The organism is Myxococcus virescens (genome assembly GCF_900101905.1).
GTDB lineage: Bacteria > Myxococcota > Myxococcia > Myxococcales > Myxococcaceae > Myxococcus > Myxococcus virescens.
This window is the reverse complement of sequence record NZ_FNAJ01000020.1, coordinates 49,251-72,324: the sequence shown is the minus strand read 5'-3', so window position 1 is coordinate 72,324 and position 23,074 is coordinate 49,251. Positions and strand designations below refer to the sequence as shown.

Here is a 23,074-nt window from a genome sequence, read left to right as displayed (position 1 = left end):
GCGCGGTGCGTCAGGAGTCGCCGTTGGCTTTCTTCTGGGACAGATACGCCACGTTGTCCTCGACGCGCGCGTAGTCGCGGTCCGCGAACGTGGGGCTCTTGAAGGTTTCCAGCAGCTTCTGGTGGGCATCCAACACGGAGCGGACCTGCGACTCGAATTGGGTGCGCTGGCGCTTCAGCTCGTTGATGTCCTCCACCACCTGCACCAGTCGCTGGTGGGCGCCGTGGACGATCTTCTCCGCCTGATGTTCGGCGTCCGCGATGATGATTTCCGCTTCCTTCTTCGCGGCGTCCTTCAGGTCCTCGCTGATGCGCTGGGCGGTGACCATGGTCTCCTGGAGGGTGCGCTCCCGTTCCTGGTGTTGCTCCACCTTGAACTGGGTGCGCTTCACTTCCTCCTTGAGCGCGATGTTCTCCTTCACCACCTCCTCGAATTCACCGGCGATGAGCTCGAGATAGGCCTCCACCTCACGGCGAGAGAAGCCGCGCAGGGCCGTTTCGAACCGCTTCTGCCGGATGTCGAGCGGAGTGATTTTCATGACGCCGCAGTGTAGCGCAGGGGCGTCACATCTCCAGGAATCGGCCCTTGACCTGGGCGCCGGGGCTGGCGGGTGGTGCTTGCATGGCTCCCCGGCGGGCGGGCGTCAGCGGCGCGTCGCGTCCCACTGAGACACGACGGCGCGCGCGGCGTTCTGCACCCCCGCGGTGAGCCGCGAGTCGACAGCGGCGTCCTGGACGGCCCGGCGCGCGGTGGGCGTGCGCTGGAAGACGAGCCCGTTGAGCGCCTGGATTTTCAGCGCGTCCGGCAGCCGGGGGTGGCGCACCACATTGGCGAGAATCTCCTCCGCGCGGGCGTGCTGGAACAGCGTGACGGCCCGCAACGCCGCCTGCTGGATGCGGGGGTTGGGGTCCCACAGGAGCGTGGCCAGCGCGTCCAGGGCGCGGGCATCTCCCAGCAGCGCCAGGTCTTCGATGGCGATGGCCCGAATCTCCTCCGGCGCGGGCCGCACCGCCCCCAGGAGGCCCCGCAGGAGGGCGGCGTCGTCCGTCGCGGGCGCCAGGGCGGCCTCCACCGGGGGCGTGGGCGCCGGACCCGGGGGGGACGAGGCTTGGGCACGGGTGGCGGTGGCAAGGAGCAGGCCAGCGAGAACCAGGGGACGCATGGAGGCCCTTCTAACCCGGGGCGGAGAGATTTTCTTGACGCGATCTCCCATCGTGGGACCTTCCCCGCGCTACAGGCGTGTTGCAAACGGGAGCAAGGTTCGATGAACGCGGCGGCAGCGAACTGGCAGACACTGGAAAACGTCGATGTGGAGTGCACCCACTGCGGCATCCGGATGACCCAGCAACCGGGGACCCGGGTTCGCTACTTCCGGTGTTCCGGGTGCCACCGCTGGGTGTCCAGCGTGTACTCCGACGTCTTCCGGGCGGACGCGAAGGTGCGCACGCACCCGGTGAAGGACACCGGCGCCCAGGACGAGCAGTTCATCGAGGTCAAGGACCGGCTGGACCGGTGGCTGTCCGCGCTGGAAGAGCAGGACCCCTACCGGCTGCTGGGTGTCTCGCCGCTGGACTCGGCCGACACGGTCCGCGCGCGCTACCACGCGCTGGCCATGGAGCAGCACCCGGACCGCGGCGGCTCCGCGGAGAAGATGCGCGAGCTGAACGCGGCCTATGAGCGCATCCTCCGGCACCGCCAGCGCAAGCGTCAGGAGGCGCTGTCGGCCGGAGCGCCCGTGGCCTCCGCCACCGTCCTTCCCGCGCGCAGCAGGTAGGCCCAGAAGAGCGCCCCCAGGACCAGGCCCAGCCCCGCCTTCAGCCAGGTGGGGAACATGTCCCCTGGGGAGACGTAGCCCTCCACCACGCCGATGAGGGCGAGGAAGGGCGCGCAGCCCAGCACCAGCTTCACCGCTTCCCGCCCGCGCACCGCCAGCGCCTGTCCCCGGGGCAGCTCCCCCGGGTCGATGAGCGCCTGGCCCACCATCAGTCCCGCCCCACCGGCGATGACCAGGATGGACAGCTCCACCGGGCCGTGCGCGGCGATGAAGTCCAGCAATCCCCCCAGCATGCCCTCGCGGGCGCACAGCGCGCTGATGGCGCCGATATGCACCCCGTTGTTCACCAGCAGGAACAGCGTGCCCAGGCCGCCGGTGAGGCCCAGGGCGAAGGTGACGATGGTGACGGTGAGATTGTTGGTGGCGATGCCGGACGCCACCGAGTTGGGAGGCGCCACCGACAGGATGTCATCCGTCCACATGCGGCCCTGCGCCACGTAGTGGCGCACGCCGGAGGGCACCAGCAGCTCGGCGCCCCGCGGCTCCCACAGCACCACCAGGGCGCCCAGCAGGATGCCCAGGATGAACAGCACGGCGCTGGCGCCCACGAAGCCACGCTCGCGGCGCAAGGTGGCGGGGAACTCGCGGCGGAAGAAGTCCCGCACCGCGGGCCAGCGCTCGCGCGGCGGCTGGTAGATGGACGCGTAGGCCTGGCCACAGAGCTGGTTGAGGAAGCGGTGGACATCCGTGCCGGCGTAGAAGGTCTGCGCGTGCGCCAGGTCGGCGGACGCGCGGCGGTACAGCGTGTCCAGCGTGCGCAGCTCGCCCAGCTTCAGCGTGCCGGAGCGCTGCTTCGCCAGCAGGGCCTGGAGCGCATCCCAGTCCGCGCGGCGTTGGGCCACGTAGGCGGGCAGGGGCGTGGCCATCTCAGCGCGCTCCCTGGACGCGGGCGCGCAGGAAGGCCTCGGTGCTCTCCGCGGACGCCAGCACCGCCGCGCGTGCTTCCGCGTCGTCGGGCCCCACGCGCTCCACCAGCCGCGCGCCCAGCCGCTGCCGCACCTCCGGCGCCAGCCCCGGCGCGCGTGAGAGGAAGGACAGCACCAGCTCCACGTCCTCCGGAGACAGGGGCCGCGCACCCGTGCCCTGTGGCAAGGGCTCGGACGTGGGCGGCGCGGCGGTGTACTTGTCCAGGTCGATGCGCTCCTCGCGGACCAGCAGCGTGCCGGCGAGCAGGTCTCCCAGTCGCCGGTGCTGGCGGGTGAGCAGCATGCTGACACAGGCGGCGGCGTACAGCATGGGCAGGAAGTCCACCGCGCGGCAGAGGTTGCGCACCGCGCTCTCGTAGACGCCCACGGGCGAGCCGTCCGTGCGCACCACCCGGATGCCCAGCACGCGCTTGCCCACCGTCTGGCCGTGGAAGAAGACCTCGCTCACCGTCCAGTACAGCCACTGCGTGGCGAAGACGCCCACCACCAGCAGCGTCTGCCCCACGCCCGACAACGCCTGGAAGACGCCGAGCACGTCCGACACCAGCAACGTGAAGACGAAGTAGGCCACCAGCCAGAAGAAGAACAGCAGGCTCGCGTCCACCAGCCACGCGAGGCACCGGTAGCCGATGCCCGCGATGGGAAGCGTGAGCGCCACGCGTTCGGGGGTGGCGACGTCGAGATGGGGAGTCGGAGCGGAGCGCATGCGGGGTCGGCAGCATACACGTCTGCCTTCCTCCCACGCCTCCATGTCGCACCTCCTTTTCTGCTTGGACTTGCGGGATTTTCGGGGCCCAGACGCATGTGTCACGGTTGACAGTCAGCGCCGTGCGGGAGGGGGCTTTCATCGACTTGTGGACGCCCGGGCGTGTCCGGCTCCGGACAGCGATGACGAACCAACGGATGAAACCCCTGTAACGGGCTCTGATTCATGCACACTGGACACTCCCATTGGGGCTGGTTCGCGTCTGCGCTTTCCCGGTGATAGGGTTTCTGCGTTGGACCATGAACCTGGGCCGAAGGAGGTGCGGCCCGCAGGGACGTCAGGAGTAGCTGAAAGTCGAAAACAGTCAGGAGTCGAGTCGTACATCGGTAGGCCGACTCCGGAGTGGCTCAGCGGACGCGCTCGTTCTTCCCTGTCATGCAACCCACTGGCCCTGCTCGTACCGGAGCCGGCTGTGGTCAGTTGTCTGTTCATGCAGTTTTCGCCATGACGGCTGGGGGGCCTTCGCATGGCAACCAATCAAGCAGCGATTCGTGTATCGATTCTGGAAGGACCGTGGGCAGCCTGGCAGGGCCTGGCCGACGGGCTCCGTGGTGAAGGCGTGCAGGTCTCCTCGGTGACGAGGGATGTGCGCCTGTTCCTCGACAGCCTGGGGACGGACCCGCCGCAGGTCGCGGTCATGGACGTGGAGGGTGACAGCGAGGCGGCCGTGGGCTGCTCTGTCACGGAAGGCATCAACCTCCTGCGGGAGGCGCGCAAGCGCCGGCTGGAGGTGCGGATGCTGTTGCTCTCCGCGGTGAGCACGCCGGAAATCATCTCGCAGTGCTTCGACGAGGGTGCCTCCGGCTACCTGTTCCGCGCGGGGCTGGGCACGACGGCGGTGGCGTCCGCCATCAACTCCCTGGTCCGAGGCGAGCGGCTGTTCCCGGTGCAGCTCCTGAGGAACGACTTCGAACATCCACCCGTGACGTCACCCACCGCGAGCGTGCTGCTGGCGCTCACGCAGCGCGAGCGCGAGGTGCTGGCGTATGTCGCGGGCGGTGCGGACAACCTGAAGATTGCCGCGCACCTGCAAATCGCCGAGCGCACCGTGAAGTCCCACGTCACGCAACTCTACCGGAAGCTGGGCGCGGAGAACCGCACGCAGCTGGCGCTGAGGGCGTGCCACCTGGGCGTCCGGCCGCCGCCGGACCTCTAGGCGTCGCTGTCGTTCCGCTCATGCAGCACGCCCCCCGGACCCTGGCGCCGTTGCCTGGGGTCGCGAGGGGCGTGCGCACGGACGGTGCCGTGACTACGACTTCAGCTCTTCCATCTTCTTGCGGAGGCTCAGCGGACGCATGTCCGTCCAGACCTCCTTGATGTACTCCAGGCACTCGGCCTTGAGCCCCTGCTTGCCTGCATCCTTCCAGCCGAGCGCGTTCTCGCGGTCGGCCGGCCAGATGGAGTACTGCTCCTCGTGGTTCACCACGACCTTGTAGACGGTCGTGTCCTCTCGCTCATCCGCCATTGATGTCTCTCCTGGAACGGGGCGTATTCTGGCCACAATCCAGGAAAAGGGGTCAAGACACGGAAGGCGTGGGTGCGGTCGGCGTCTGAAGCCCGCATATACTCGCCGGCCATGCAAAGTGTCTTCCGTGTCATCACCGCCCTGCTCCTCACGCTGGGCGTCACCTGGGCCGCGCTGGCCCTGGCGTTGACGGGGGCGGGCCCCGAGGGCGCGCACGGACTGCGGGCGTTGGGGGCCGGGCTGCTCGCGGTGGGCGCGGTGGTCGCCTGGCGGCGTCACTCACAAGGGGCGGCCCTGTCCGTCATTGGCGTTGGGTGTGTGGTCATCTGGGGGTGGACCCAGACGGTACGGCCCGCGACGCAGGCGGACTGGGCGCCGGACCTGGCGCGCTCCGCCCGGGCGGTGGTGGAGGGCTCCCGTGTGACGTTGCATGACGTGCGTGACTTCCGCTACCGCACCACGTCGGACTGGGATGCGTCGTGGTACTCGGCCACGTACGACACGCGTGAGCTCACGGGCGCGTGGTTCATCGTGGAGCCCTTCTCCGGCGTCTGGGGCGCGGCCCACACCATGGTGAGCTTCGGCTTCGCGGATGGGCGCTACCTCGTCTTCTCCGTGGAGGTCCGCCGCGAGAAGGGGGAGACCTTCTCCGCGCTGGGCGGCCTGTTCCGCCAGTTCGAGCTCACCTACGTGGTGGGGGACGAGCGGGACCTGGTGCAGCTGCGCTCCAACCACCGCAAGGATGACGTCTACCTCTACCCGGTGGATGCGTCGAAGGAGCGCATCGCCAGCTTCTTCCTCGACATGGTGGCGCGGATGAACGCGCTGCACGAGAAGCCGGAGTTCTACGACACGCTCACCAACAACTGCACCACCAACCTGGTGCGGCACCTGGAGAAGGTGAGCCAGAGCCGGGTGCCCTACGACCACCGCACCTTGCTGCCGGCGTTCTCGGACGCCCTGGCGTATGAGCTGGAGCTCATCGACCGGGACGCGCCGCTGGAGCAGGTGCGCCAGCGCTACCACATCAACGCGCGCGCGCAGGCGGCGGATGGGCGCCCGGACTTCTCACGGCGCATCCGCGAGCCGCTGGCCGCCGCTGACACCGCGCCGTGACACGCCAGGCCCCTTACGGGGCGTGGCGCGCCTTCAGGTGCGTGTCGTAGTGCTGTTGCAGCGCGGCGAAATAACCGCGCTCCTCCCAGAGCGCGGCGATGAGGCGCTCCGTCAAGGTCTTCACCTCGGCGCTCTCGCCCGGCTCGGGCGTACGGGGGCCAAGGGCGTCGGAGCTGAAGAAGGCGCGAGTGGCCTCGGCCATGAGCAGGCGGCTGCCGACGAAGAGCCGGCGCAGGGCCTGATTGACGGGGCGCGGGTCCAACTCAGCGCAGGCGGCGACGATGGCGTCGTGAATCTTCCCGGGCAGCGGGCCCTCCAGGTCCTCGGGTCTCAGGTCGCCACGGTCCAGGGCATGGTTGAGCAGGTAGCCGTGATGCAGCGCTGATGACGCCACATCCACGCAGTCCTTCACCCACAAGACGAAGAAGATCTTGCGGAACAGCTTGCGCACCGGGAAGAGCGCCAGTCCCTTCATGTAGCTCATCAGTCGGCCGCCCGCCGTCCGGCCAACGTGTGAGCCGGCGAGGACCTCCACCGCCCGGGCCGGCCTGGGAAGGCTGTGTTCGGAGAGGATGGTGAGGACCATGCTCTCGCGGGCCTGCCGGAGCGCGTAGTCGTCCAGGAAGGGGACGGGGATGAGCGGCGTCAGGCCGGACACGACGGCGAGAAAGGCCACGCGGCCCAATACGGGGGGCAGCTCGTTCTCGGAAGGGTGGGGCTTCGGCTCGGTCATATGACGTTCATATGCCCATCGGGCCCGGCGATTGCGCGGGCCTTGAAGGCGGGGAGGGTGTTGGCTGGCCTCCAGCCGGGCGCCGGGGCTCAGGCCTTTCGTTCCCCCTGGGCGTGGGGCAGCAGCAGGACATAGAGGGTGCTCATCACCGGCGTGGGGACGCCCCGCGCGCGCCCCCGGCGCACCACCGAGCCCTGGAGGTATTCGACCTCCAGCGGCTTGCCGTTCTCCAGGTCGCCCAGCATGGATGGGCGCATGTGGGCGGGCAGCCCGTCCATGTACTGCACCAGGGCGTCCGGCGTGCGCGTGGTGGTGATGCCCTCCGCGGCGGCGACGCTGAGCACCTCGGCGGCGGCCTGCCGGAACACCTCGCGGAAGGCCGGATTGTCCCGGAGGGCGCCCACGGGCAGCCGGGACGCGGTGCAGAACGCGGAGATGCAGGCGAGGAAGGACAGCTTGTCCCAGAGCGCTCCGCGCGCATCCGCCACGGCCTCCACGGTGATGCCCGCACCGGCCAGCGCGTCCCGCAGGGACTGCGCACGGTCCGAGATGCGCGAGGTGTCACCGAACACTTCTCCGAGCACGATGCGGTGGTTCGTTCCGGTCTGGGTGATGACGCCGGGCTCGCTGATGGCAGTGGAGATGTACGTGGTGCCGCCCAGGACGGCGGCCTCGCCCACGGCGGCGGCCACTTCGGAGGGGATGTCCACGCCGTTCTGCAAGGTGAGCACGAAGGGCGGCGTTTCGCCCGGCGCCGGTGCGCCTCGCGCGGAGAGCAACGTCTTCACCGCGGGGAGCACGGAAGCGACGTCGTAGTTCTTCACCGCGAGGACCACGACGTCCACGGGGCCGAAGCGCTGGACGTCATCGTCGGCCTTGACCGCGACGGTGAAGTCTCCTTCGGCGCCGCGGATGGTGAGCCCGTGTTCCCGCATGGCGCGCAGGTGCGCTCCGCGCGCGAGGAACGTCACGTCATGCCCGGCGCGGACCAGCTTCGCGCCGAAGAAACCACCGACGCCTCCAGAGCCCAAGATGGCGAATCGCATGGCGCGGAAGATAACCGCACGTCCCCAGCGGGGCAGGGTTGAATCACGCGCTCGCACTCCGCGCATCCGCGAGCGAGGCCGCTGTGTTGGAGCACAGCCGCACGAGGCGGCCAGTCTGCGCCGCCTCGTCGCGAAGACTTCAAGGCTCCTCAGCGGGTCAGCGACACAGTGACCTTGGGCTCCTCGGGAGGCAGGTGCCACGCCAGGGGGCTGGGAGGCGGCGCGGCCTCGCGGGCCATGGGGCGGTGCCGCGCGATGAACGCCGCGGTGCTCTCCGGGCTGGCACATGCGGAGAGGATGAGCTCGGGCGTCACGAAGGCGGTGGCGACGGCATCCGCGACCCGCGCGTCCTTGCTGCCAGCGGCCAGCAAGTCAATCACGTGCGGAGGCGGCGGCTGGAGCAGGGCGTTGGTCCAGTGCGTCGCCGGCGCGGTGGCGGCCCACGAGCCCGCTTCGGCCTCCCGACAGAAGACCTCGTCGAAGGGACGGTTGTCCGCCAGCGCGGTGACGATGTGCTCCGCCAACGCGAAGGCGGAAGCGGACCCCGCGTTGGCCCCCTGTCCCGCGACGGGGTCGTTCGTCACGTGCGTGTCGCCCACTGCCAGCGCGAAGCGGCCGTTGGAGAGGGGGGCCCAGCCCTGGCGCACCGTCGGAGTGAAGGAACCCTGGAGGTAGTCCATGGGACCTCGCACGCCGAAGCTCGCCGGATCCACGCGCTCGTAGGTGGTGGGCGCGAAGCGCCGCAGGAAGTCCATCAGCATCGCCTCGAAGGCGCGCGGGTCTTCGTCGTAGCGCTGCGTGCTGAGCCGCGACAGCTCACTGCCGGGAAGGGCTTCGATGAGCACGCTGGGGACCCGGCCGTTCTCGGTGACGACCTGGGACTCGAAGATCTCGCCCTGGCCCGGAATCAGGTTGGCATTCATCCCAATGGGCTCCTGCATACGCACGCCCTTGAGCAGCGCGGCGAAGAGCATGCGCGGCGGCTGCGTGTGCGGCGACAGCGCGGGCACGCGAGGGAACAGGCGTGTCAGGCCATTGCGGCCAGTGGCGACCACCATCAGCGCGTGCTGCTGGGCCAGGCGCTCCAGCACGTCGAGGTCCACGGGAAGGACCTCCAGCTTGCCGCCGCGCGCGACGAAGTCCTCCGCGAGACGCGGCTGGTACTGCCGGTAGTCCACGAAGATGGAGGGGGAATCCACGCGGCCCCGGAGGCTGAACGGGTGAGGGCCGCCGTTCACATGGATGCCGATATAGAACATGTCAGCGTTGGGGCCGCTCCAGTGGTCCACGCCCAGGATGCGCTCGCGCATGCGCGTGGGGGCATGGTGCGCCACCGTGTTGAGCAGACGGGAAACCCGTAGCTTGCTCGGCTCCTGCTCCGTGTAGATCGTCACGGGCACACCGTGGGACAGCAGCTTCAGACCCAGGTGAAGTCCCGCGGTGCCGGCGCCAACAATTGCAATGCGCTCCATATGACTCTCCTCCGTGCCCCGTGCCGTCATGGCTGTGTCGGGATGGACCCCCCAAGGGCCAGGGGCGTTCCTTAACACAACACAAACGGAGATCTTCAGACAGGACGTACTTGATAGCCGAGAAAAAGAGAGGCGCATTGCGTCATGCACTGATGGGCAGACGTGGACGTCGGGTTGGGAACAGCAGACGCAAGGCTTTACAGTGGGGCGCAATGGCCCAGTTCCTCGACGTGGCGTTGAAGGTAGGAGACCTCACCGAGTTCACCGCGGACGCGGTGCTGTTCAAATACGCACAAAGTCTCTATGGCGCGACAGGTCAAGCCGCGCGGCGCCTGGAGCTGGCGGGCGTTCCCCTGGCGCAGCTCGAGCTCGCGCCGGGCGCGACGCGCCTCGTGGAGACGCGGGGGGCGCTGACCGCGCCACGGGCGCTCATCGTGGGTACCGTTCGCCTGGGGGAGTTCGGCTACCACGAGATTCGCCAGTTCGCGGTGCGCGCGCTGGCGGCCCTGGAGAACCACTCGGGCCTCGCGCATGTCGCGGGCACCGTTCACGGCCCCAACTATGGATTGGATGAAGACGAGGCCGTGCTCGCCTTCGTGGGCGGGCTCGTTGAAGCCTTCCAACGTGGCTCCGGCCCCCAATCCCTGACGCGCTTCACGGTGGTGGAGCGGAACGCGAGCCGGGCGCAAAGACTGGCAAAGGCCTTCGCGCGCGGTTTGAGCGCAACGCCTGGCGTGGAGCCGCTTCCGGACGGTGGCTTCCGCGTTCGGCGGATGTCAGCCGTGACGCAGGCGCCGCCCCTGGCGACGGCGGGTACCGTGTCCATGGCAAAGCCTCACGCCTTCGTGGCCATGCCTTTCGCACCCGAGCTGGAGGACACCTATCATTACGGCATCCAGGGCCCGGTGAAGGCCGCGGGCATGTTGTGCGAGCGCGTGGACCAGGAGCTGTTCGACGGCCCCATCATCCAGCGCATCCGTGAGCGCATCGAGACGGCGAAGGTGGTGATCGCCGACCTGTCCCTGGCGAATCCAAACGTGTACCTGGAGGTCGGCTACGCATGGGGCCGAGGCCGGCCCACGCTGCTGCTGGTGCGTGACGTGAAGGAACTCCGCTTCGACGTCGCGTCCTATCGCTGCATCGTCTATCGCAACATTCGCGAGCTGGAGCAGTCGCTGACGAAGGAACTCCAGCGCATGGACTGAGTGGCGCGTGTCACCAGCCGCGTGCGGTGATGGCGTGCGTGCCGGCCCAGGTAGCCTGACGCAGCAGGTGCAACCGGTCGTGCAGGTTGACGGAGGCGCAGGCGTGGTTGGGCACCACGCGCACGCGGTCGCCCACGCGGGGCCGCCAGTCGGTGCGGGAGAGGTCCAGCAGGCCGTGCTCCTCGGACAGGCCGCGCACCAGGACGTCAGGCATGTCGAGCAGGGCGCCGTACCCGCCTGCGTCCGTGAAGCCTTCCTCCTTGGCCAGGGCCTTGGAACCCGCGTCGATGACGGCCTGTCCCGGCACCGTGGTGCTCACCACCGTGGCCAGCACGGAGTACGCGCATTCGTCCCATGCGCACGCGCCCACCGTCGCGGAGTTGCGGTCGTTGAAGACGTTGATGCCCGGGCGAATCTCCGTGAGCCCGGCGACCTCGTGCGAACGCCACAGCGTCGGCGTGGAGCCGCCGCTCACGGTTTCGGGCCGCAGTCCCGAGTCCGTCAGGGCCTCGATGAAGGCCGCCAGCCGCTCGGACTGTGCGCGCATCGCAGAGCCCAGCTGCTCCTGGGGAAGGCGCAGGTGTCCGGCGTAGAAGGTGATGCCCCGGTACTCCAGGCCACTGCCGAACGCCACGTTACCGGCCAGGGCGATGGCGTCCCCGGTGGACTGGAGGCCCACGCGCCGCATGCCCAGGTCCAGCTCCACCAACACGCCCACCGTACGGCCCGCCCTCCGGGCCGCGCGGCTCAGCATCTCCAGCGCCTCGCCCGAGTCCAGGGCCACGGTGAGCCGGACGTGGGGTGGTAGCGCCATGAGCCGGGCGAGCCTGTCGTCGCCCACGGGGGGATAGGCGAGCAGGATGTCGTCGCAGACGGTGGCCATGACCTCCGCCTCGCGGACGGTGGCCACGGTGACGCCCTGGGCTCCGGCTGCGAGCTGGAGCGCGGCGAACTCCGGTGTCTTGTGCGTCTTCGTGTGGGGCCGCCACCGCAGGCCGTGCTGGCGGGTGTACATGGCCACGCGCTTCAGGTTGGCGTCCACACGGTCCAGGTCCACGAGGGCGGCGGGCGTCGTCATCATGTCGAGCCAGTCCAAATTCATGCCGTGCAATGTGGCACTCCGGTGTGCAGGGCTCCAGGAGTACCGGGCATGTTCGCCCTTCGTTCGTGAAGTGCTACACCTCCGCGACTCGCACCACGACCCACCAGGTGCACCCCGCGAGCGAGGCCACATGCCAGATACCCCGTTGACCCTCAGGGCCCTCAACCGCGCGACCTTGGCGCGGCAGATGTTGCTGGCGCGTGAGCAGACGTCCGTGCTCGGCGCGGTGGAGAAGCTCCTGGCGCTTCAGGCCCAACAGGCGAAGCCGCCGTTCATCGGCCTGTGGTCGCGTGTCGCGGGCTTCGAGCGCGACGCGCTCCAGGTGCTGCTCCAGCGCAAGGAGGTGGTCCGCGCCACGTTGATGCGCGGCACGTTGCACCTGGCGAGCGCGGAGGACTACCGGCACCTGCGAGCCAGCTTCACACCGCTGCTCGAAGCCTCTGTGGCGTCGGTGCTGCGCGAGCGCGCGAAGGGGCTGGACGTCGCGCCGCTCGTCAAGGAGGCGCGCGCCTTCTTTGATGAAGCGCCGCGCACCTTCGAGGCGCTGCGCGACCACCTGGTGGCCCGGCATCCCCAGAACGACGAACGCGCCATGGGCTTCGCGGTGCGGATGTTCCTACCCCTCATCCAGGTCCCCACGGAGACGGAGTGGGGCTACCCCGGCACCACGGACTTCGCGGTCGCGGAGTCCTGGCTGGGCGCACCGCTGCGCGCCGAAGCGGACCTTCCCGCGCTGGTGCAGCGCTACCTCGCGGCCTTCGGTCCCGCATCGGTGACGGATGCCCAGACCTGGTCCGGCCTCAAGGGCCTGAAGTCCACCTTCGAGGCGCTTCGGCCTTCGCTGCGCACGTTCCGGGACGAAAAGGGGCGGGAGCTGTTCGACCTGCCCAAGGCACCCCGGCCGGACGAGGACACGGCCGCACCCGCGCGCTTCCTCCCGGAGTTCGACAGCCTGGTGCTCGGCCATGAGGACCGGGCCCGGCTGGTGGATGACGCGTACCGCTCCAAGCTCATCACCAAGAATCTGCGAGTCCCCGCAACCTTCCTCGTGGACGGCTTCATCGCCGGGACGTGGACGGTGGAGCGCAAGCGCGCGGCGGCTACGCTCGTCGTCGAGCCCTTTGCGCCCATCAAGAAGAAGGACCGTGACGCCCTGGTGAAGGAGGGCGAGGCGCTCCTGCGTTTCATGGAGCCCGAAGCCCGCACGTTCGAGGTCCGCGGGCACTGACAGCGCTCGGCGAAAGTGCGGAAGTCTTCGCCATGCGGGCACGACGTTGGCCTCCGGAAACGGACGAAGCCCACGCGGCCTGAAGCCCCCGCTCAGGTGCCCGAGCCGCGCTCCGCGGCGAGCACCCTCTCCAGCGCCTCCGGGCTCCGCCCCACCACAGTCGTCCCGTCGCTGGCGGTAACGATGGGTCGCTGAATCAGCTCCGGGTGCTGGACCATGGCTGCAATCCAGTCGGCACGGTGTGTCGCGTCTCTGGGCAGCATCTCCAGCGCGGCCTCGGTCGCCGCGGCCTCACCCATGCGCACCAGCTCCCAGGGCTCCAGCCCAAGCCTCCCGAGTACGGCCTCCAGCTCCGCAGCGGTGGGGGGCGACTCCAGGTAGCGGCGAACGACGTAGGCTGTACCGGACGCATCCATCGCGGCCATCGCGGCGCGGCACTTTGAACAGGCAGGGTTGATCCAGAGCTCCATCCGGTCAGTCTCGCATGCTCCGGAGCCGCCCGTCCGCACTCTTGCCGGGCTGTCGGCGCTGCGGCAGGCAGAAGCGAGGCGCGCCCCCGCTTCGCCTGCCCGTGGAGGTGCCCACGCGCCCCGTATCACCCCGCGGGCGGCGGGCCCACGCACTTGCCGCTGACCTTGTTCCCCCAGCCGGTGGTGCTCGCCTCTCCCTCGTAGGTGCTCCCATCCCCTCTCAGCTCGAGATGGACGGTGCCGGACGTGCCCTCACGACTGACCCAGGTTCCATCGAAGGCCTGGCCCGTGACCTTGCCGTTGATGGCGCCGGGCGACGTCGTTCCGGTATAGGTGCCACTGGCGCTCTCGCCAATCTGGACCAATTGCATGGTCCCGAAGATGTTGTCCGACCAGGTGCCGGAGAATTTCCAGCAGCCGGCAGGGGTGGGGGCTCCCGGCGTCGGGCCTCCCGGGGCAGAAGCGGGTGCACAGGCCGCCCCGACCGCCTCTTCAAAGGCGGCGAAATCGCGTCCGCCGATTGGCTGGCTCCAGTCGGGTGGCCGGATGGCCCGGACTCCCGGGCGGTTGACATATTGGTAGATGTAGAACTGGCCGCCGTTCTCACCCGGGCCATTGCAGTTGATGATGCTGACGACCGACTCCTCGACGAGGAGTTTTCCCGTCGCATCGCGCGACTCGGGCTGGCGAAACTGCTGAACGACCTCGGCGGCATTCGCGCTTCCTCCGAAGAGGACCAGCGACGACAGCAAGGCCCGCACGCTGAGGAACTCCAGGTGGGGGCGTGCCGCTTTGGACTGATTCGAATTCATTCTCGGCTCTCCAGTGGTGGTGCGGAGTTGATTGGCCGCACGCCGCTGGAGTTTGTGTACGTCGCGCCTGCGACGGGAGGCACAGCGCTCTTGAGCTAGCAGCGGGACGCCGGGCCCTGTGCTCCAGACCGCTGGTGGGGCCAAGCATGGCATGGCAGCGCGCGTCCTGCTGACACGCGGCCGCACACGCAGGGGCGTTCTGCGTTGAGGCCTTGAGGAAGCGCTCGCCTGGCACGCAGGCTTCACGTGGCTCGCGTGAACACATGCCTTTGGCTCACCTGATAGACCCGCGTGCGGATGAGCTCGCGGAGGGAGCGCGGCGCGGCCATCCTCGGGGCACATGCCGCCCACGCGGCCCATCCAGGCGGCAGGCCTCAGTGGTATGGGCCCCCAGGGCACTGTGGGTGCTTGGGTTCAACACCACGCGCTCTGGGGTGGACGCTGTGCCGGGGCCAGCATCGCAGGCCGGGAGGGCAATGCCTGGTGCTCCAGAATGGCGCGTCCCCCACTGGCGGGCCGTCAGGTATGCCAGCACCCTCCTGCGGCCTCCACACCGAGAGCAGGCGATGACATCCCGCGCGAACGTCCGGCGCAGCAGTCCCACCCAATCCAATCGCGGTGTGCGCTCCCTCGTGTCTTGAAGCTTCCGCCGCTGCCGCTACCCCAGCAATCCCTCACGGCACGTCGTTCGCCGGACGGATACACCCGAACCACGTTGCGACACCGCGCAACAGATGCGGGAGCGGCGTCCATGTGATTCCAGAGCAGTACGACGCTGACGCAACATCACGGAGCCCTGGGGATGAATTCCCAGGGCCCCGTTTCACTCATACGAGCGAGGCCTCATTCGCGGCTGCGTTCGCCGGGACTGCGCCTCGCGTTTCCGCAACGCACGGAAACGCAGTTCCAAATTCCTATCCTTCGTGGCTATGTTTCAACCGCATCCAGATAAGTATTCAGTGGGCCGATGACCGGGCGACGGCTGTACCACCATCCTCTGTTCGCTTCCGGTACGAGGAATTCCGACAAGCTTCGGCCTCCATCATCCCGGGTGGCCTTGCGAAACGTCTCATCGGCTTCGTTGACCAACCTCTGCAGCAGCTCGCTGTGAGGCCCTGGGAGTCTTTTGATGGTGGCCTCAAGTGTATCCCGGGAATGCAGAGAATATATGTAGTCGTCAATCCCGCCTGTGTATTCGCCAAGGGTGTATGCCAGATCCTGCCAAAGTGCGAGGCTGTACTTGACCGGATGACCGCGACCCACCCAAACGTGAGCACGCATGTACGCGGTCATCTCCTCCAGAACTGCAAGTTCGGCTTCGGAACATCGCGGCTGAATGCTCATGAGTACACACAAGTTAAAACATCTTCGCAGCATGGACAGATTCCGGACGCGTCCAGCTACTTTGCTTGATTTCGAAGATCCTTGACGTATTGCTTGAAAGTGGATGCGCCGGCGTCCGGGTTCCTTGGCCTGAAGTCGGTGCCCAGATCAGGATGGTTTGGATCGCGGATTACAACGGTTCTGTCTTATGGTCAATGTATGCAGTTCGCTCGTCCGGTAAGGCAATGGCTCTTTCGTCGGTCTCCTGGGCTGCTTGAATTACGCCGTCAATGAACTGAGGAAGGTTCTCCGCTCCGATATCAATTTCCTCGAAATCTTCGGCGTGTTTGTCTTGAGCATGCCCGTTTCCGATAGTCTCTCCCAAGGTGGGAGTTGCCCCTCTCCACTGCCTTCGGACAAGCACGGCATGACCTTGGCTGCGATATAGGCAGTGGTGAAGTATAGAATGGATAGGAGCCGTGTTGAGGGCGGCGGGCTGGTGAGGAGGGGCCAAGAAGGGCCGCTGGAGGGTGACACGCAGGCTGTGCGCCGGGCTGGAGCAGAGGCTGTGCCAACCCCTCGGGGCACATGCCGCCCAAGCGGCCCATTCAGACGGCAGGCCGCAGGGGCGTGGGCTTCCAGGTGACTGTGGGTGCTTGGGCTCAACACCACGCGCTCTGGGGTGGACGCTGTGCCGGGGCCAGCTTCGCAGGCCGGGAGGGCAATGCCAGGTGCTCCAGAATGGCGCGCCCCCACCGGGGGCCATCAGGTATGCCAGCACCCGGCTGCGGCCTCCACACCAAGAGCAGTCGAAGGCATCCAGCGCGAACGTCCGGCGCAGCAGGCCCACCCAATCCAATCGCGGCGTGCGCTCCCTCGTCGACTCCACCGTCGCAGCCTAAATCAAGGATCGTGATTCTCGAACGGCTCCCTACGACAGGCTGCTCGCTCGCTACCGTGCCGACCGGCACCAGTACCTAGAATCCCCCTCGGAGAGGCTGTCTCCGCTGGGGCTCGGGGAGCTAACTGCCCGGAACCACTACAGAGCTTGGCTGATCGAGAATCGTGAACTTTGGTTTAGACCGGGCTCTCCTCCTCCAGCCCCAGCTCCGCCCCCCGCTTGAGGGAGCAGAAATGGCCGCACTTTCGCTCCTGGAGCGAAGATGCCGTGGAACCTTGTGAGGTTTGTCCGAGGCGGAGGCCCCAGCGACGCCAGACGACGGAGGAGGTCCAGCCCGGTGAAGAAGAGGAGCGTGGTGCCATCGGGCAGCGGATGCGTCATCCGATACGCGAGGCGGCCATCCTCCATCCGCGACAGTCGCTCCAGCGCCAGCGCGCCACGCGCCCCATCGCGGCACAGCCGCTCCAACCCCTGCCTTCGTTGGCATGGAGGTGCGCTTGCGTGGGAGGGCGGCAACGCCTCGAAGCGCAGGCCGTCCTCCCCTGGCAAGAAGACGCCGTCCGGCACCAGCGAGTGGAAGTGCGGCGTCACCTGCAAGGCCGAGCCGAAGAACTGGATGAAAGAGACGGCCCCGACCTGCCCATGACGGATGCCCTGCCTCCGCGCTCGCCGACGTTGTAGGGCGAACACCGCGCGCAGGAAGACGGTGAGGACGTCCGACGAGAAGGCGACGAGCAGTTCGTCCTTACAACGCTCGCAGCGCACCCGCGCGAAGCCGTGTGCCAGGACTCCGCATTCCAGGAGTGGCGGGGACACTACCGCTGGGGCGTGGTCTGCACGCCTCTGCAGTGCGCCGTGCTTTTCCGCTTTTCCTCGGGCTAGGCTGCCCATGCAGCTTGCTTAGGAAAGGTGGTTTCGCATGCGTGGTTCACTGAAGCGGTTCGCGCTTCACGGTGCCGTGTTGCTGGCCGTCGCAGGGCTCACGGGCTGTGGCGTGGTGGACGAAGAAGGCGCGGCGTCCGACAGCGTGAGCGAAGCGGCGGCGCTCAATACGGGGTGCTGCACGGCGCTGCCGGGGACGACCCAGGCCTTCTGTGACTCGATTCCCCAGACGCCGGGGCGCTGTAATGAAGTCAACCAGGGCAGCTCCTGCATCTGGACGTGCACGGGCTGCTGCCAGGCGCTTCCGGGGACGGCGCAGAGCTTCTGCGACTCGATTCCCCAGACGGAAGGGCGCTGCAACGAGGTGTGGGGCGGCACGGCCTGTACCTGGACCTGCTGAGTCGCCGCGCAGCACCACATCCACCGCCGCGCCAGTGTCCGGGCGGCGGTGGATGCAGGCCTCACGCGGCTACTGCGGCTTGGGCGCCGCGACCTTCTTCGCCGGGGGCTGGTACTTCATGCCCAGGGCGTTGAACACGAACGAGTACACGTCCACTTCCTCCTCGATGCGCGCGTTCAGCGGCGTGCCGGCGCCGTGGCCCGTCTCCGCGTTGGCGCGCAGCAGGATGGGGTTCTTCGCCTTGGTGGCCTCCTGCATCCGGGCCACCATCTTCCGCGAGTGGAACGGGTCAACGCGCGGATCGTTCGCGCCGGACGTGAAGAGCACGGAGGGGTAGGCCGTGCCGTCCTTCACGTTGTGGAGCGGCGAGTACGCGTGCAGCGCCTTGAACTGCTCCGGGTTCTTCACGGTGCCGTACTCGGTGATGTTGAACTGCCCGTTGGGCGTCAGCTCCACCCGGAGCATGTCGTAGATGCCCACGCGCGCCACGACGGCGCCGTACATCTCCGGGTGCTGGGTGACGGCCGCGCCCATCAGGAGGCCGCCGTTGCTGCCTCCCTGGATGGCCAGCTTCTTCGGCTGCGTGTACTTCTGGTCCACCAGCAGCTTCGCGACGGCGTAGAAGTCGTCGAAGACGTTCTGCTTGTTCGTGAGCGAGCCCTCGGCGTGCCACTTCTCACCGAACTCCGAGCCGCCGCGCAGGTTGGCCACCGCGAACACGCCGCCCTGTTCCAGCCAGAAACCGGCCAGCGTGTTGTAGCTCGGGCTGATGGAGATGTTGAAGCCGCCGTAGCCCGTCAGCAGCGCCGGGTTGTTGCCGTTGAGCCTGGTGCCCTTCTTCTTGAGGATGCTGACGGGAACCTTGGTGCCGTCCTTGGACGTGGCGAACGCGCGCACCACCTCCACGTCGCTCAGGTCCAGCGGCGACGTGCGGGCCAGCGCCGTCTTCTTCACCGTGTTGTCCTTCGCCGAGTACCGGTACCAGGCCATTGGCTGGGTGAAGCTGGTGTTGATGAAGAGCACGTCGTCATCGCCCTGGCTCACGAGCCCGCCCACGGAGGACACGGGCAGGGTGGGCACCATCCCCAGCGCCTTGCCCTTCAGGTCCACCATGCGCAGCTGCGAAGGCCCGCCGAGCTGCTCGCTCACGTAGAGCCGCGACTTCGTGGGGAAGAAGCCCTGGATGCTGGCCTCGCCCTCCGGCACCACCACCGTGGCCTTGTCCAGCGTGGGCGTGGCCAGCGGCAGCCGAAGCACCTTGCCGCGCGGCGCGTCCTTGCGGCTGAGCAGGTACAGGGCGCCGTCGTGGCCGAAGCGCGCGCGGATGACCTTGTCCTCGAACTTCGACACCTGCGACCACTTCCCGGCGGCGTCGCGCAGGTACACCATGTACTCGCCGCCGTCGCCGTTGGCCACGACGGCGGAGATGTGCTGGCCGTCGTGAGACGTGTCCAGCTCCGTCATCGCGATGCGCGGGAAGTCCTTGCCCAGCACATACGTGTCCTTCTCCGTGGGCGTGCCGAGCTGGTGGAAGTAGACCTGTTGGAAGAAGTCGCGGTCCACCTCGGGACGCTCATCGCCGCGCGGGTAGCGCGTGTAGAAGTAGCCCTTGCCGTCCGCCGTCCACGTCAGGCTGCCACCCGCGGTGCCACCATTCACGCGGGGCACGGTCTCATTCGGCAGCGGCTTGCCGGTGGCCACGTCATAGACGGTGACGTCACCGCTCTCGGTGCCGTTCTTCGACATCGACACGGCGACCTTCTTGCCGTCCAGCGTGGGGACGTACCAGTCGATGGTGGTGTGGCCCGAGGGGTCCACCACCATGGGGTCCACCAGCACGCGCTCCTTGGACGTGTCATCCACCGAGCCGAGCACGACCAGGAAGGCCTGCTGCTTGGGCGGCTGGGCCTTCATGGCGAACAACGTGCCGCCGGCCTCGTGCAGCCCGCCGTAGCCAGGGGACTTCCAGCTCAGCAGCTCGGAGACGCGCTGGCGGATGGCCTCGCGTCCGGGCAGCTTGTCCAGGAGGGCGCGGGTGTACGCATTCTGCGCGTCGTTCCACTGCTTCACCTGCGCGTCGGACGAGTCCTCCAGCCACTGGTACGGGTCCTTCACCGCCGTGCCGTGGTAGGTATCCACCGTCTCCTTCTTCGGCGACGCGGGCGCCTTGGTGGCGGCCTTGCGGGGCGCCGTCGCGGCCGGCGCGGGGGCGGGGGCGGCTGGCGCAGCCAGCGGCAGGGTCAGCACCGCCGCCGTCAATGCGGTCTTCAGCTTCACGGTTCACCTCGGGGTTGGAAAACGCGCACGCAGCCTGCCACGTCCCTTGGGACGGGAAACGGCTTCGTTGCGTTGGGAATGCCGCCGTGCGCCGGGTGTTCGCCCGCACCTCCGCCGTGCAATCGTTGGGAATGAGACGGTGCGTCCTGGCCGTCAGCGCAGCGGCAGTGTGACCAGCCCCGCGGCGAACCGGTCGAACGCCTCATTGGCGGGCAGGGCGGTGCCGTCGTCCATGTTCCCCAGCATCAGCGCGAAGACGACGCGTGGGTGCTGTGCGTCGCCCGGCCGGTCCACCACCCCCACGAAGCACCGCTGACCGGACAGCGTGCCCGTCTTCGCGCGGATGTGGCCCGCGGTGTCGGCGGTGACGGGGCGGGCGGCGAGCGTGCCGTCCTGGCCGGCCACGGGCAGGCTGTCCAGCAGCGCGGTGCCGTAGGCTTCACGCAGGCTGGTGAAGATGACGCGCACCAGTCCCCGCGCGGTGGCCAGGTTGTACCGGGACAGGCCACTGCCATCCACCGGGCGCAAGTCTCGCGAGGGGATGCCTCGGCGGGTCAGCTCCTCCGTCAGCGCGGTGCGCAGGGCGCCATAGCTCTCCGTGCCCGTGAGCTCGCGCGCGAAGCGCAGGCCCAGGCGCTCCGCGTACAGGTTGAGGGATTCCTTGTTCGTCACCTTCACCAACTCGGACAGCGGCGGGCTGACCAGGGTGACCAGGGGCGCGGGCACGGCGGGTTGCCGTGGCGTGGGCGCCTCCAGCGTCACGGGCAGCCGGGGGATGCCGCGCGCGAGCAGGGCCGCCTCCACGCAGGCGGAGAAGAGCTGCTCGGGTTCGTCCACCGACAGCCTCACCGCGGCGGAGCGGGGGCAGGTGTCCGCGGTGGAGCGCCACAGGCAGCGCACGCCGGGCCCGCCACGCTGGCGCACGCAGGCCAGTGAGGGGCGCTCCGCGTTCGTGTCCACGCCCACCACGGCCGTCAGCGTCGCGAAGGCGGGGGTCACCTGGAGGGTGGGGGGCTGCGCGCAGTCCGCGCCCGCGGCCCGGGACAGCGCCACGTCCACCACGTTCTCCCGGAAGACGAAGGCCGTTGGCGCCGCGCTGTAGGCATAGGCGGCGTCATCCCAGGCCCAGCCGGGGCCAAAGGGGAACTCCGCCTCCTTCGCGCCGCGCACGCGCACCTGCCCGCGCCACTGGCGGATGCCGCGCGCCTGGAGGGCGTCCGCCACCTGCTCACACGCCAGCGCCGTCTCGGGGAAGCGCCACGAGCCCAGGGACGGGTCCCCCGTGGGGTCCACCACGATGTCGCCCAGGAAGAGGCCGCCATCCAGCGTGCCCTCCAGGGCCACCGGCGTCTGGAAGCGGAAGTCCGCGCCCAGCGCGGAGAGGACCGACGCGGTGGAGACGACCTTGAGCGTGGAGGCGGGCAGGAGCCGGACGTGCTCGCGGTGGGTGAAGAGCGGCTCGCCCGTCTGTGCGTCCACCACGTAGGCGCTGGCCAGGGCGCCTTCGGCCTCCAGGGTGTCGAAGAGCGCGCGGGCCAGGGAGGGAAGGGTGTCGCCCTCGGGTCGCGTCTCGCGGAAGCAGCCGGAGAGCACCAGGGGGGCCACGAGCAGCAGCGAGACGGACAGGACGCGGCGCATGTCGCCCGCCACGCTACCGCCGTGGGGCGGACCTGTCATTGGGCCGGGGACAGGCCGCCTGGAAAGGGAGCGCGGCCACGAGGAAGGCGCCGTCAGCCACACCGAGTGCCTTGACGGCACGGCGCGCGCACCCCATCCTGCCGCGCCCCATGCCTGTCCTTCGTGGTGCTGTCACGCTGTCGCGCTTCCGGGTCGAACCGGCGAAGGAAGCGCCTTCGGATGTCAAACGCTGGCTGACGCGCGGCCTCAAGGCGCACGCGTTCGAGCCCATCGACCGCCGCTCCGAAGAAGAGCGCGCCGTCGGCTTCGTGGAGCTGGAGAACGAGGAGTCCAGCGAGTTCTCCGCCGGCCGTCTCTACTATGGCGAGTACGCCCTGTTCGCCTTCCGCATCGACACCATCAAGGTGCCGGCCGCGGCGCTCAAGGCGGAGCTGGCGAAGTGGGCCGCCGCCTTCGAGAAGGAGAATGGCCGCCCGCCCAGCCGCGGCGAGAAGACGCAGAGCCGCGGTGAGATCCGCCAGATGCTCCGCAACCGCGCCACGCCCCGCACGTCGACGGTGGACGTGAGCTGGAACCTGAAGACGCAGCAGGTGCAGATCTGGTCCGCGTCGCGCAAGGTGGTGGACGAAATCACCGTCGCGCTGGAGGGCGGGCTGAACGTGAAGTTCTTCGGCATGACGCCGTCGGCCATGGCGCAGACGGCGGGCATCGATGAGTCCCTGCTGGGGCCCACCACGGAGCTGATTGGCATGGACCTGCCGGCGACGGCGGGGGAGGTGGCACATGGCGAGGCGTGACGAGGCGCGGGCCGAAGCGGCCTTCATGCGCGGTGATGTCGGCGTGGACGGCGGCGCCACCGAGGAGACGAAGGACGAGGCCGAAGTCGAAAAGGGCAAAGCGCAAGATCAGCTGCTGCGTGGCCGCGCCTATCTGGGCCGCGAGTTCCTCACGTGGCTCCTGTGGCGCACCGAGGCCGGCGGGCCGCTCGTCGAGGTGGAGGGTGAAGGCGTCAGCGTCCTCTTCATGGGTCGCGTGGTGCTGCGCGGCGTGTCCGGTGAGGTGACGGAGATGAGCGCCAAGGGCACCCTGGCGCCGTACTCCGAGCAGGTGAAGCACTCGCTGGACCGCGGGTTGCTGGTGGCCCAGGCCCGCCTGCGCTTCACCCAGGGCGAGAGGGAGTTCGAGGCCACGGTGGACTCCGAGTTCCTCGACATCCGCGCGGGCAAGCTGCCGGCGCTGATGAGCGAGGAGGAAGATGACCAGCTCTCCGAGCGGCTCTTCCTGATGGAGCAGCTGGCCGCCATGGTGGACGCGCTGGTGCAGGACTACCTGTCGGTGCGCGCCAGCAAGGGTTGGAGCAAGACGGTCGTCCCCGCGATGAAGGAGTGGATGCGCGGCGACGAGCAGGGCGCGGACGCGCTCGCCAAGGCCGCTCGCGCCCGGGGCCGTGACGCTCGCACGGCGCGGAGCTGAGCGGG

General features: G+C 68.6%; 23 protein-coding genes. 8 read left to right on the top strand and 15 right to left on the bottom strand.

Annotated features, from left to right (window positions below; translation table 11 throughout):
- Positions 1 to 10 precede the first annotated feature (10 nt).
- Both BLU09_RS33630 and BLU09_RS33625 read right to left on the bottom strand, forming a co-directional pair.
- On the bottom strand, positions 11 to 538 hold the full coding sequence (locus tag BLU09_RS33630) for a DivIVA domain-containing protein (RefSeq protein WP_011553162.1): 528 nt from the start codon (positions 536 to 538) through the stop codon (positions 11 to 13).
- Positions 539 to 643: 105 nt separating this feature from the next.
- Entirely contained in the window at positions 644 to 1,162 is a 519-nt protein-coding gene (locus BLU09_RS33625) for a HEAT repeat domain-containing protein (RefSeq protein WP_090494901.1), read from the bottom strand.
- 102 nt (positions 1,163 to 1,264) lie between these two features.
- Between BLU09_RS33625 and BLU09_RS33620 the strand changes: the two genes are divergently transcribed.
- Positions 1,265 to 1,774 (top strand): J domain-containing protein, encoded by a 510-nt coding sequence (locus BLU09_RS33620; protein WP_090494900.1) that lies wholly within the window; start codon positions 1,265 to 1,267, stop codon positions 1,772 to 1,774.
- Here BLU09_RS33620 and BLU09_RS33615 read toward each other — a convergent pair.
- Entirely contained in the window at positions 1,708 to 2,700 is a 993-nt protein-coding gene (locus BLU09_RS33615) for a stage II sporulation protein M (RefSeq protein WP_090494898.1), read from the bottom strand. The two genes, BLU09_RS33620 and BLU09_RS33615, sit on opposite strands and share 67 nt — an antisense overlap.
- A gap of 1 nt (position 2,701) precedes the next feature.
- Positions 2,702 to 3,466, bottom strand: a complete 765-nt coding sequence (locus tag BLU09_RS33610; protein ID WP_186817884.1) for an RDD family protein — start codon at positions 3,464 to 3,466, stop codon at positions 2,702 to 2,704.
- Positions 3,467 to 3,992: 526 nt separating this feature from the next.
- Here BLU09_RS33610 and fruA point away from each other — a divergent pair.
- The gene (fruA, locus tag BLU09_RS33605; RefSeq protein ID WP_011553167.1) at positions 3,993 to 4,682 is read left to right on the top strand and encodes a response regulator transcription factor FruA; all 690 of its coding nucleotides are present in this window, start codon (positions 3,993 to 3,995) and stop codon (positions 4,680 to 4,682) included.
- 93 nt (positions 4,683 to 4,775) lie between these two features.
- On the opposite strand, the gene BLU09_RS33600 is transcribed toward fruA, so the two are convergent.
- Complete coding sequence (locus BLU09_RS33600; protein WP_013939684.1) at positions 4,776 to 4,991, bottom strand: MbtH family protein; 216 nt, start codon at positions 4,989 to 4,991, stop codon at positions 4,776 to 4,778.
- Positions 4,992 to 5,102: 111 nt separating this feature from the next.
- Here BLU09_RS33600 and BLU09_RS33595 point away from each other — a divergent pair, with 111 nt between their 5' ends.
- On the top strand, positions 5,103 to 6,107 hold the full coding sequence (locus BLU09_RS33595) for an Lnb N-terminal periplasmic domain-containing protein (RefSeq protein ID WP_090494894.1): 1,005 nt from the start codon (positions 5,103 to 5,105) through the stop codon (positions 6,105 to 6,107).
- Positions 6,108 to 6,120: 13 nt separating this feature from the next.
- On the opposite strand, the gene BLU09_RS33590 is transcribed toward BLU09_RS33595, so the two are convergent.
- From BLU09_RS33590 to BLU09_RS33580, 3 genes are all read right to left on the bottom strand, one after another.
- Positions 6,121 to 6,840, bottom strand: coding sequence for a hypothetical protein (locus tag BLU09_RS33590; RefSeq protein WP_090494892.1), 720 nt, complete (start codon positions 6,838 to 6,840; stop codon positions 6,121 to 6,123).
- 89 nt (positions 6,841 to 6,929) lie between these two features.
- Positions 6,930 to 7,886 (bottom strand): ketopantoate reductase family protein, encoded by a 957-nt coding sequence (locus tag BLU09_RS33585; protein WP_090494889.1) that lies wholly within the window; start codon positions 7,884 to 7,886, stop codon positions 6,930 to 6,932.
- Positions 7,887 to 8,035: 149 nt separating this feature from the next.
- Complete coding sequence (locus BLU09_RS33580) at positions 8,036 to 9,358, bottom strand: styrene monooxygenase/indole monooxygenase family protein (RefSeq protein WP_090494886.1); 1,323 nt, start codon at positions 9,356 to 9,358, stop codon at positions 8,036 to 8,038.
- Positions 9,359 to 9,570: 212 nt separating this feature from the next.
- Between BLU09_RS33580 and BLU09_RS33575 the strand changes: the two genes are divergently transcribed.
- Positions 9,571 to 10,563 (top strand): TIR domain-containing protein, encoded by a 993-nt coding sequence (locus BLU09_RS33575; RefSeq protein ID WP_244172266.1) that lies wholly within the window; start codon positions 9,571 to 9,573, stop codon positions 10,561 to 10,563.
- A 10-nt stretch (positions 10,564 to 10,573) separates the two neighbouring features.
- Here BLU09_RS33575 and BLU09_RS33570 read toward each other — a convergent pair whose 3' ends face one another.
- Positions 10,574 to 11,665, bottom strand: a complete 1,092-nt coding sequence (locus BLU09_RS33570; protein ID WP_090494880.1) for a D-TA family PLP-dependent enzyme — start codon at positions 11,663 to 11,665, stop codon at positions 10,574 to 10,576.
- A 130-nt stretch (positions 11,666 to 11,795) separates the two neighbouring features.
- On the opposite strand from BLU09_RS33570, the gene BLU09_RS33565 reads away from it, so the two are divergent.
- Positions 11,796 to 12,893, top strand: coding sequence for a winged helix DNA-binding domain-containing protein (locus tag BLU09_RS33565; protein ID WP_090494877.1), 1,098 nt, complete (start codon positions 11,796 to 11,798; stop codon positions 12,891 to 12,893).
- Between the two features lie 92 nt (positions 12,894 to 12,985).
- Here the strand turns inward: BLU09_RS33565 and BLU09_RS33560 are convergent, their stop codons facing one another.
- From BLU09_RS33560 to BLU09_RS33540, 4 genes are all read right to left on the bottom strand, one after another.
- Positions 12,986 to 13,363, bottom strand: coding sequence for an ArsC/Spx/MgsR family protein (locus BLU09_RS33560; protein ID WP_090494873.1), 378 nt, complete (start codon positions 13,361 to 13,363; stop codon positions 12,986 to 12,988).
- 125 nt (positions 13,364 to 13,488) lie between these two features.
- Entirely contained in the window at positions 13,489 to 14,175 is a 687-nt protein-coding gene (locus BLU09_RS33555; protein WP_090494870.1) for a hypothetical protein, read from the bottom strand.
- A gap of 927 nt (positions 14,176 to 15,102) precedes the next feature.
- On the bottom strand, positions 15,103 to 15,519 hold the full coding sequence (locus BLU09_RS38505; protein ID WP_143043245.1) for a hypothetical protein: 417 nt from the start codon (positions 15,517 to 15,519) through the stop codon (positions 15,103 to 15,105).
- Between the two features lie 1,018 nt (positions 15,520 to 16,537).
- Positions 16,538 to 17,290, bottom strand: coding sequence for a transposase (locus tag BLU09_RS33540; RefSeq protein WP_090494867.1), 753 nt, complete (start codon positions 17,288 to 17,290; stop codon positions 16,538 to 16,540).
- Positions 17,291 to 17,318: 28 nt separating this feature from the next.
- Between BLU09_RS33540 and BLU09_RS33535 the strand changes: the two genes are divergently transcribed.
- On the top strand, positions 17,319 to 17,681 hold the full coding sequence (locus tag BLU09_RS33535; protein ID WP_244172264.1) for a hypothetical protein: 363 nt from the start codon (positions 17,319 to 17,321) through the stop codon (positions 17,679 to 17,681).
- Positions 17,682 to 17,750: 69 nt separating this feature from the next.
- Here the strand turns inward: BLU09_RS33535 and BLU09_RS33530 are convergent, their stop codons facing one another.
- Both BLU09_RS33530 and dacB read right to left on the bottom strand, forming a co-directional pair.
- Positions 17,751 to 19,958, bottom strand: coding sequence for a prolyl oligopeptidase family serine peptidase (locus BLU09_RS33530; protein ID WP_090494864.1), 2,208 nt, complete (start codon positions 19,956 to 19,958; stop codon positions 17,751 to 17,753).
- 153 nt (positions 19,959 to 20,111) lie between these two features.
- Entirely contained in the window at positions 20,112 to 21,596 is a 1,485-nt protein-coding gene (gene dacB, locus BLU09_RS33525) for a D-alanyl-D-alanine carboxypeptidase/D-alanyl-D-alanine endopeptidase (RefSeq protein ID WP_090494862.1), read from the bottom strand.
- Between the two features lie 149 nt (positions 21,597 to 21,745).
- On the opposite strand from dacB, the gene rdgC reads away from it, so the two are divergent.
- Together rdgC and BLU09_RS33515 are read left to right on the top strand one after the other, a co-directional pair.
- Positions 21,746 to 22,393, top strand: a complete 648-nt coding sequence (gene rdgC, locus BLU09_RS33520) for a recombination-associated protein RdgC (RefSeq protein WP_090494988.1) — start codon at positions 21,746 to 21,748, stop codon at positions 22,391 to 22,393.
- Positions 22,380 to 23,069, top strand: coding sequence for a hypothetical protein (locus BLU09_RS33515; RefSeq protein WP_090494860.1), 690 nt, complete (start codon positions 22,380 to 22,382; stop codon positions 23,067 to 23,069). The genes rdgC and BLU09_RS33515 overlap by 14 nt, the downstream gene beginning before the upstream one ends.
- The last annotated feature ends 5 nt before the right edge of the window (positions 23,070 to 23,074 follow it).

Bases quoted from the DNA above. Each gene is read 5' to 3' on its own strand.
- BLU09_RS33630 (WP_011553162.1), bottom strand. From the start codon at position 538: ATGAAAATCACTCCGCTCGACATCCGGCAGAAGCGGTTCGAAACGGCC.
- BLU09_RS33625 (WP_090494901.1), bottom strand. From the start codon at position 1,162: ATGCGTCCCCTGGTTCTCGCTGGCCTGCTCCTTGCCACCGCCACCCGT.
- BLU09_RS33620 (WP_090494900.1), top strand. From the start codon at position 1,265: ATGAACGCGGCGGCAGCGAACTGGCAGACACTGGAAAACGTCGATGTG.
- BLU09_RS33615 (WP_090494898.1), bottom strand. From the start codon at position 2,700: ATGGCCACGCCCCTGCCCGCCTACGTGGCCCAACGCCGCGCGGACTGG.
- BLU09_RS33610 (WP_186817884.1), bottom strand. From the start codon at position 3,466: ATGCGCTCCGCTCCGACTCCCCATCTCGACGTCGCCACCCCCGAACGC.
- fruA (WP_011553167.1), top strand. From the start codon at position 3,993: ATGGCAACCAATCAAGCAGCGATTCGTGTATCGATTCTGGAAGGACCG.
- BLU09_RS33600 (WP_013939684.1), bottom strand. From the start codon at position 4,991: ATGGCGGATGAGCGAGAGGACACGACCGTCTACAAGGTCGTGGTGAAC.
- BLU09_RS33595 (WP_090494894.1), top strand. From the start codon at position 5,103: ATGCAAAGTGTCTTCCGTGTCATCACCGCCCTGCTCCTCACGCTGGGC.
- BLU09_RS33590 (WP_090494892.1), bottom strand. From the start codon at position 6,840: ATGACCGAGCCGAAGCCCCACCCTTCCGAGAACGAGCTGCCCCCCGTA.
- BLU09_RS33585 (WP_090494889.1), bottom strand. From the start codon at position 7,886: ATGCGATTCGCCATCTTGGGCTCTGGAGGCGTCGGTGGTTTCTTCGGC.
- BLU09_RS33580 (WP_090494886.1), bottom strand. From the start codon at position 9,358: ATGGAGCGCATTGCAATTGTTGGCGCCGGCACCGCGGGACTTCACCTG.
- BLU09_RS33575 (WP_244172266.1), top strand. From the start codon at position 9,571: ATGGCCCAGTTCCTCGACGTGGCGTTGAAGGTAGGAGACCTCACCGAG.
- BLU09_RS33570 (WP_090494880.1), bottom strand. From the start codon at position 11,665: ATGAATTTGGACTGGCTCGACATGATGACGACGCCCGCCGCCCTCGTG.
- BLU09_RS33565 (WP_090494877.1), top strand. From the start codon at position 11,796: ATGCCAGATACCCCGTTGACCCTCAGGGCCCTCAACCGCGCGACCTTG.
- BLU09_RS33560 (WP_090494873.1), bottom strand. From the start codon at position 13,363: ATGGAGCTCTGGATCAACCCTGCCTGTTCAAAGTGCCGCGCCGCGATG.
- BLU09_RS33555 (WP_090494870.1), bottom strand. From the start codon at position 14,175: ATGAATTCGAATCAGTCCAAAGCGGCACGCCCCCACCTGGAGTTCCTC.
- BLU09_RS38505 (WP_143043245.1), bottom strand. From the start codon at position 15,519: ATGAGCATTCAGCCGCGATGTTCCGAAGCCGAACTTGCAGTTCTGGAG.
- BLU09_RS33540 (WP_090494867.1), bottom strand. From the start codon at position 17,290: ATGGGCAGCCTAGCCCGAGGAAAAGCGGAAAAGCACGGCGCACTGCAG.
- BLU09_RS33535 (WP_244172264.1), top strand. From the start codon at position 17,319: ATGCGTGGTTCACTGAAGCGGTTCGCGCTTCACGGTGCCGTGTTGCTG.
- dacB (WP_090494862.1), bottom strand. From the start codon at position 21,596: ATGCGCCGCGTCCTGTCCGTCTCGCTGCTGCTCGTGGCCCCCCTGGTG.
- rdgC (WP_090494988.1), top strand. From the start codon at position 21,746: ATGCCTGTCCTTCGTGGTGCTGTCACGCTGTCGCGCTTCCGGGTCGAA.
- BLU09_RS33515 (WP_090494860.1), top strand. From the start codon at position 22,380: ATGGCGAGGCGTGACGAGGCGCGGGCCGAAGCGGCCTTCATGCGCGGT.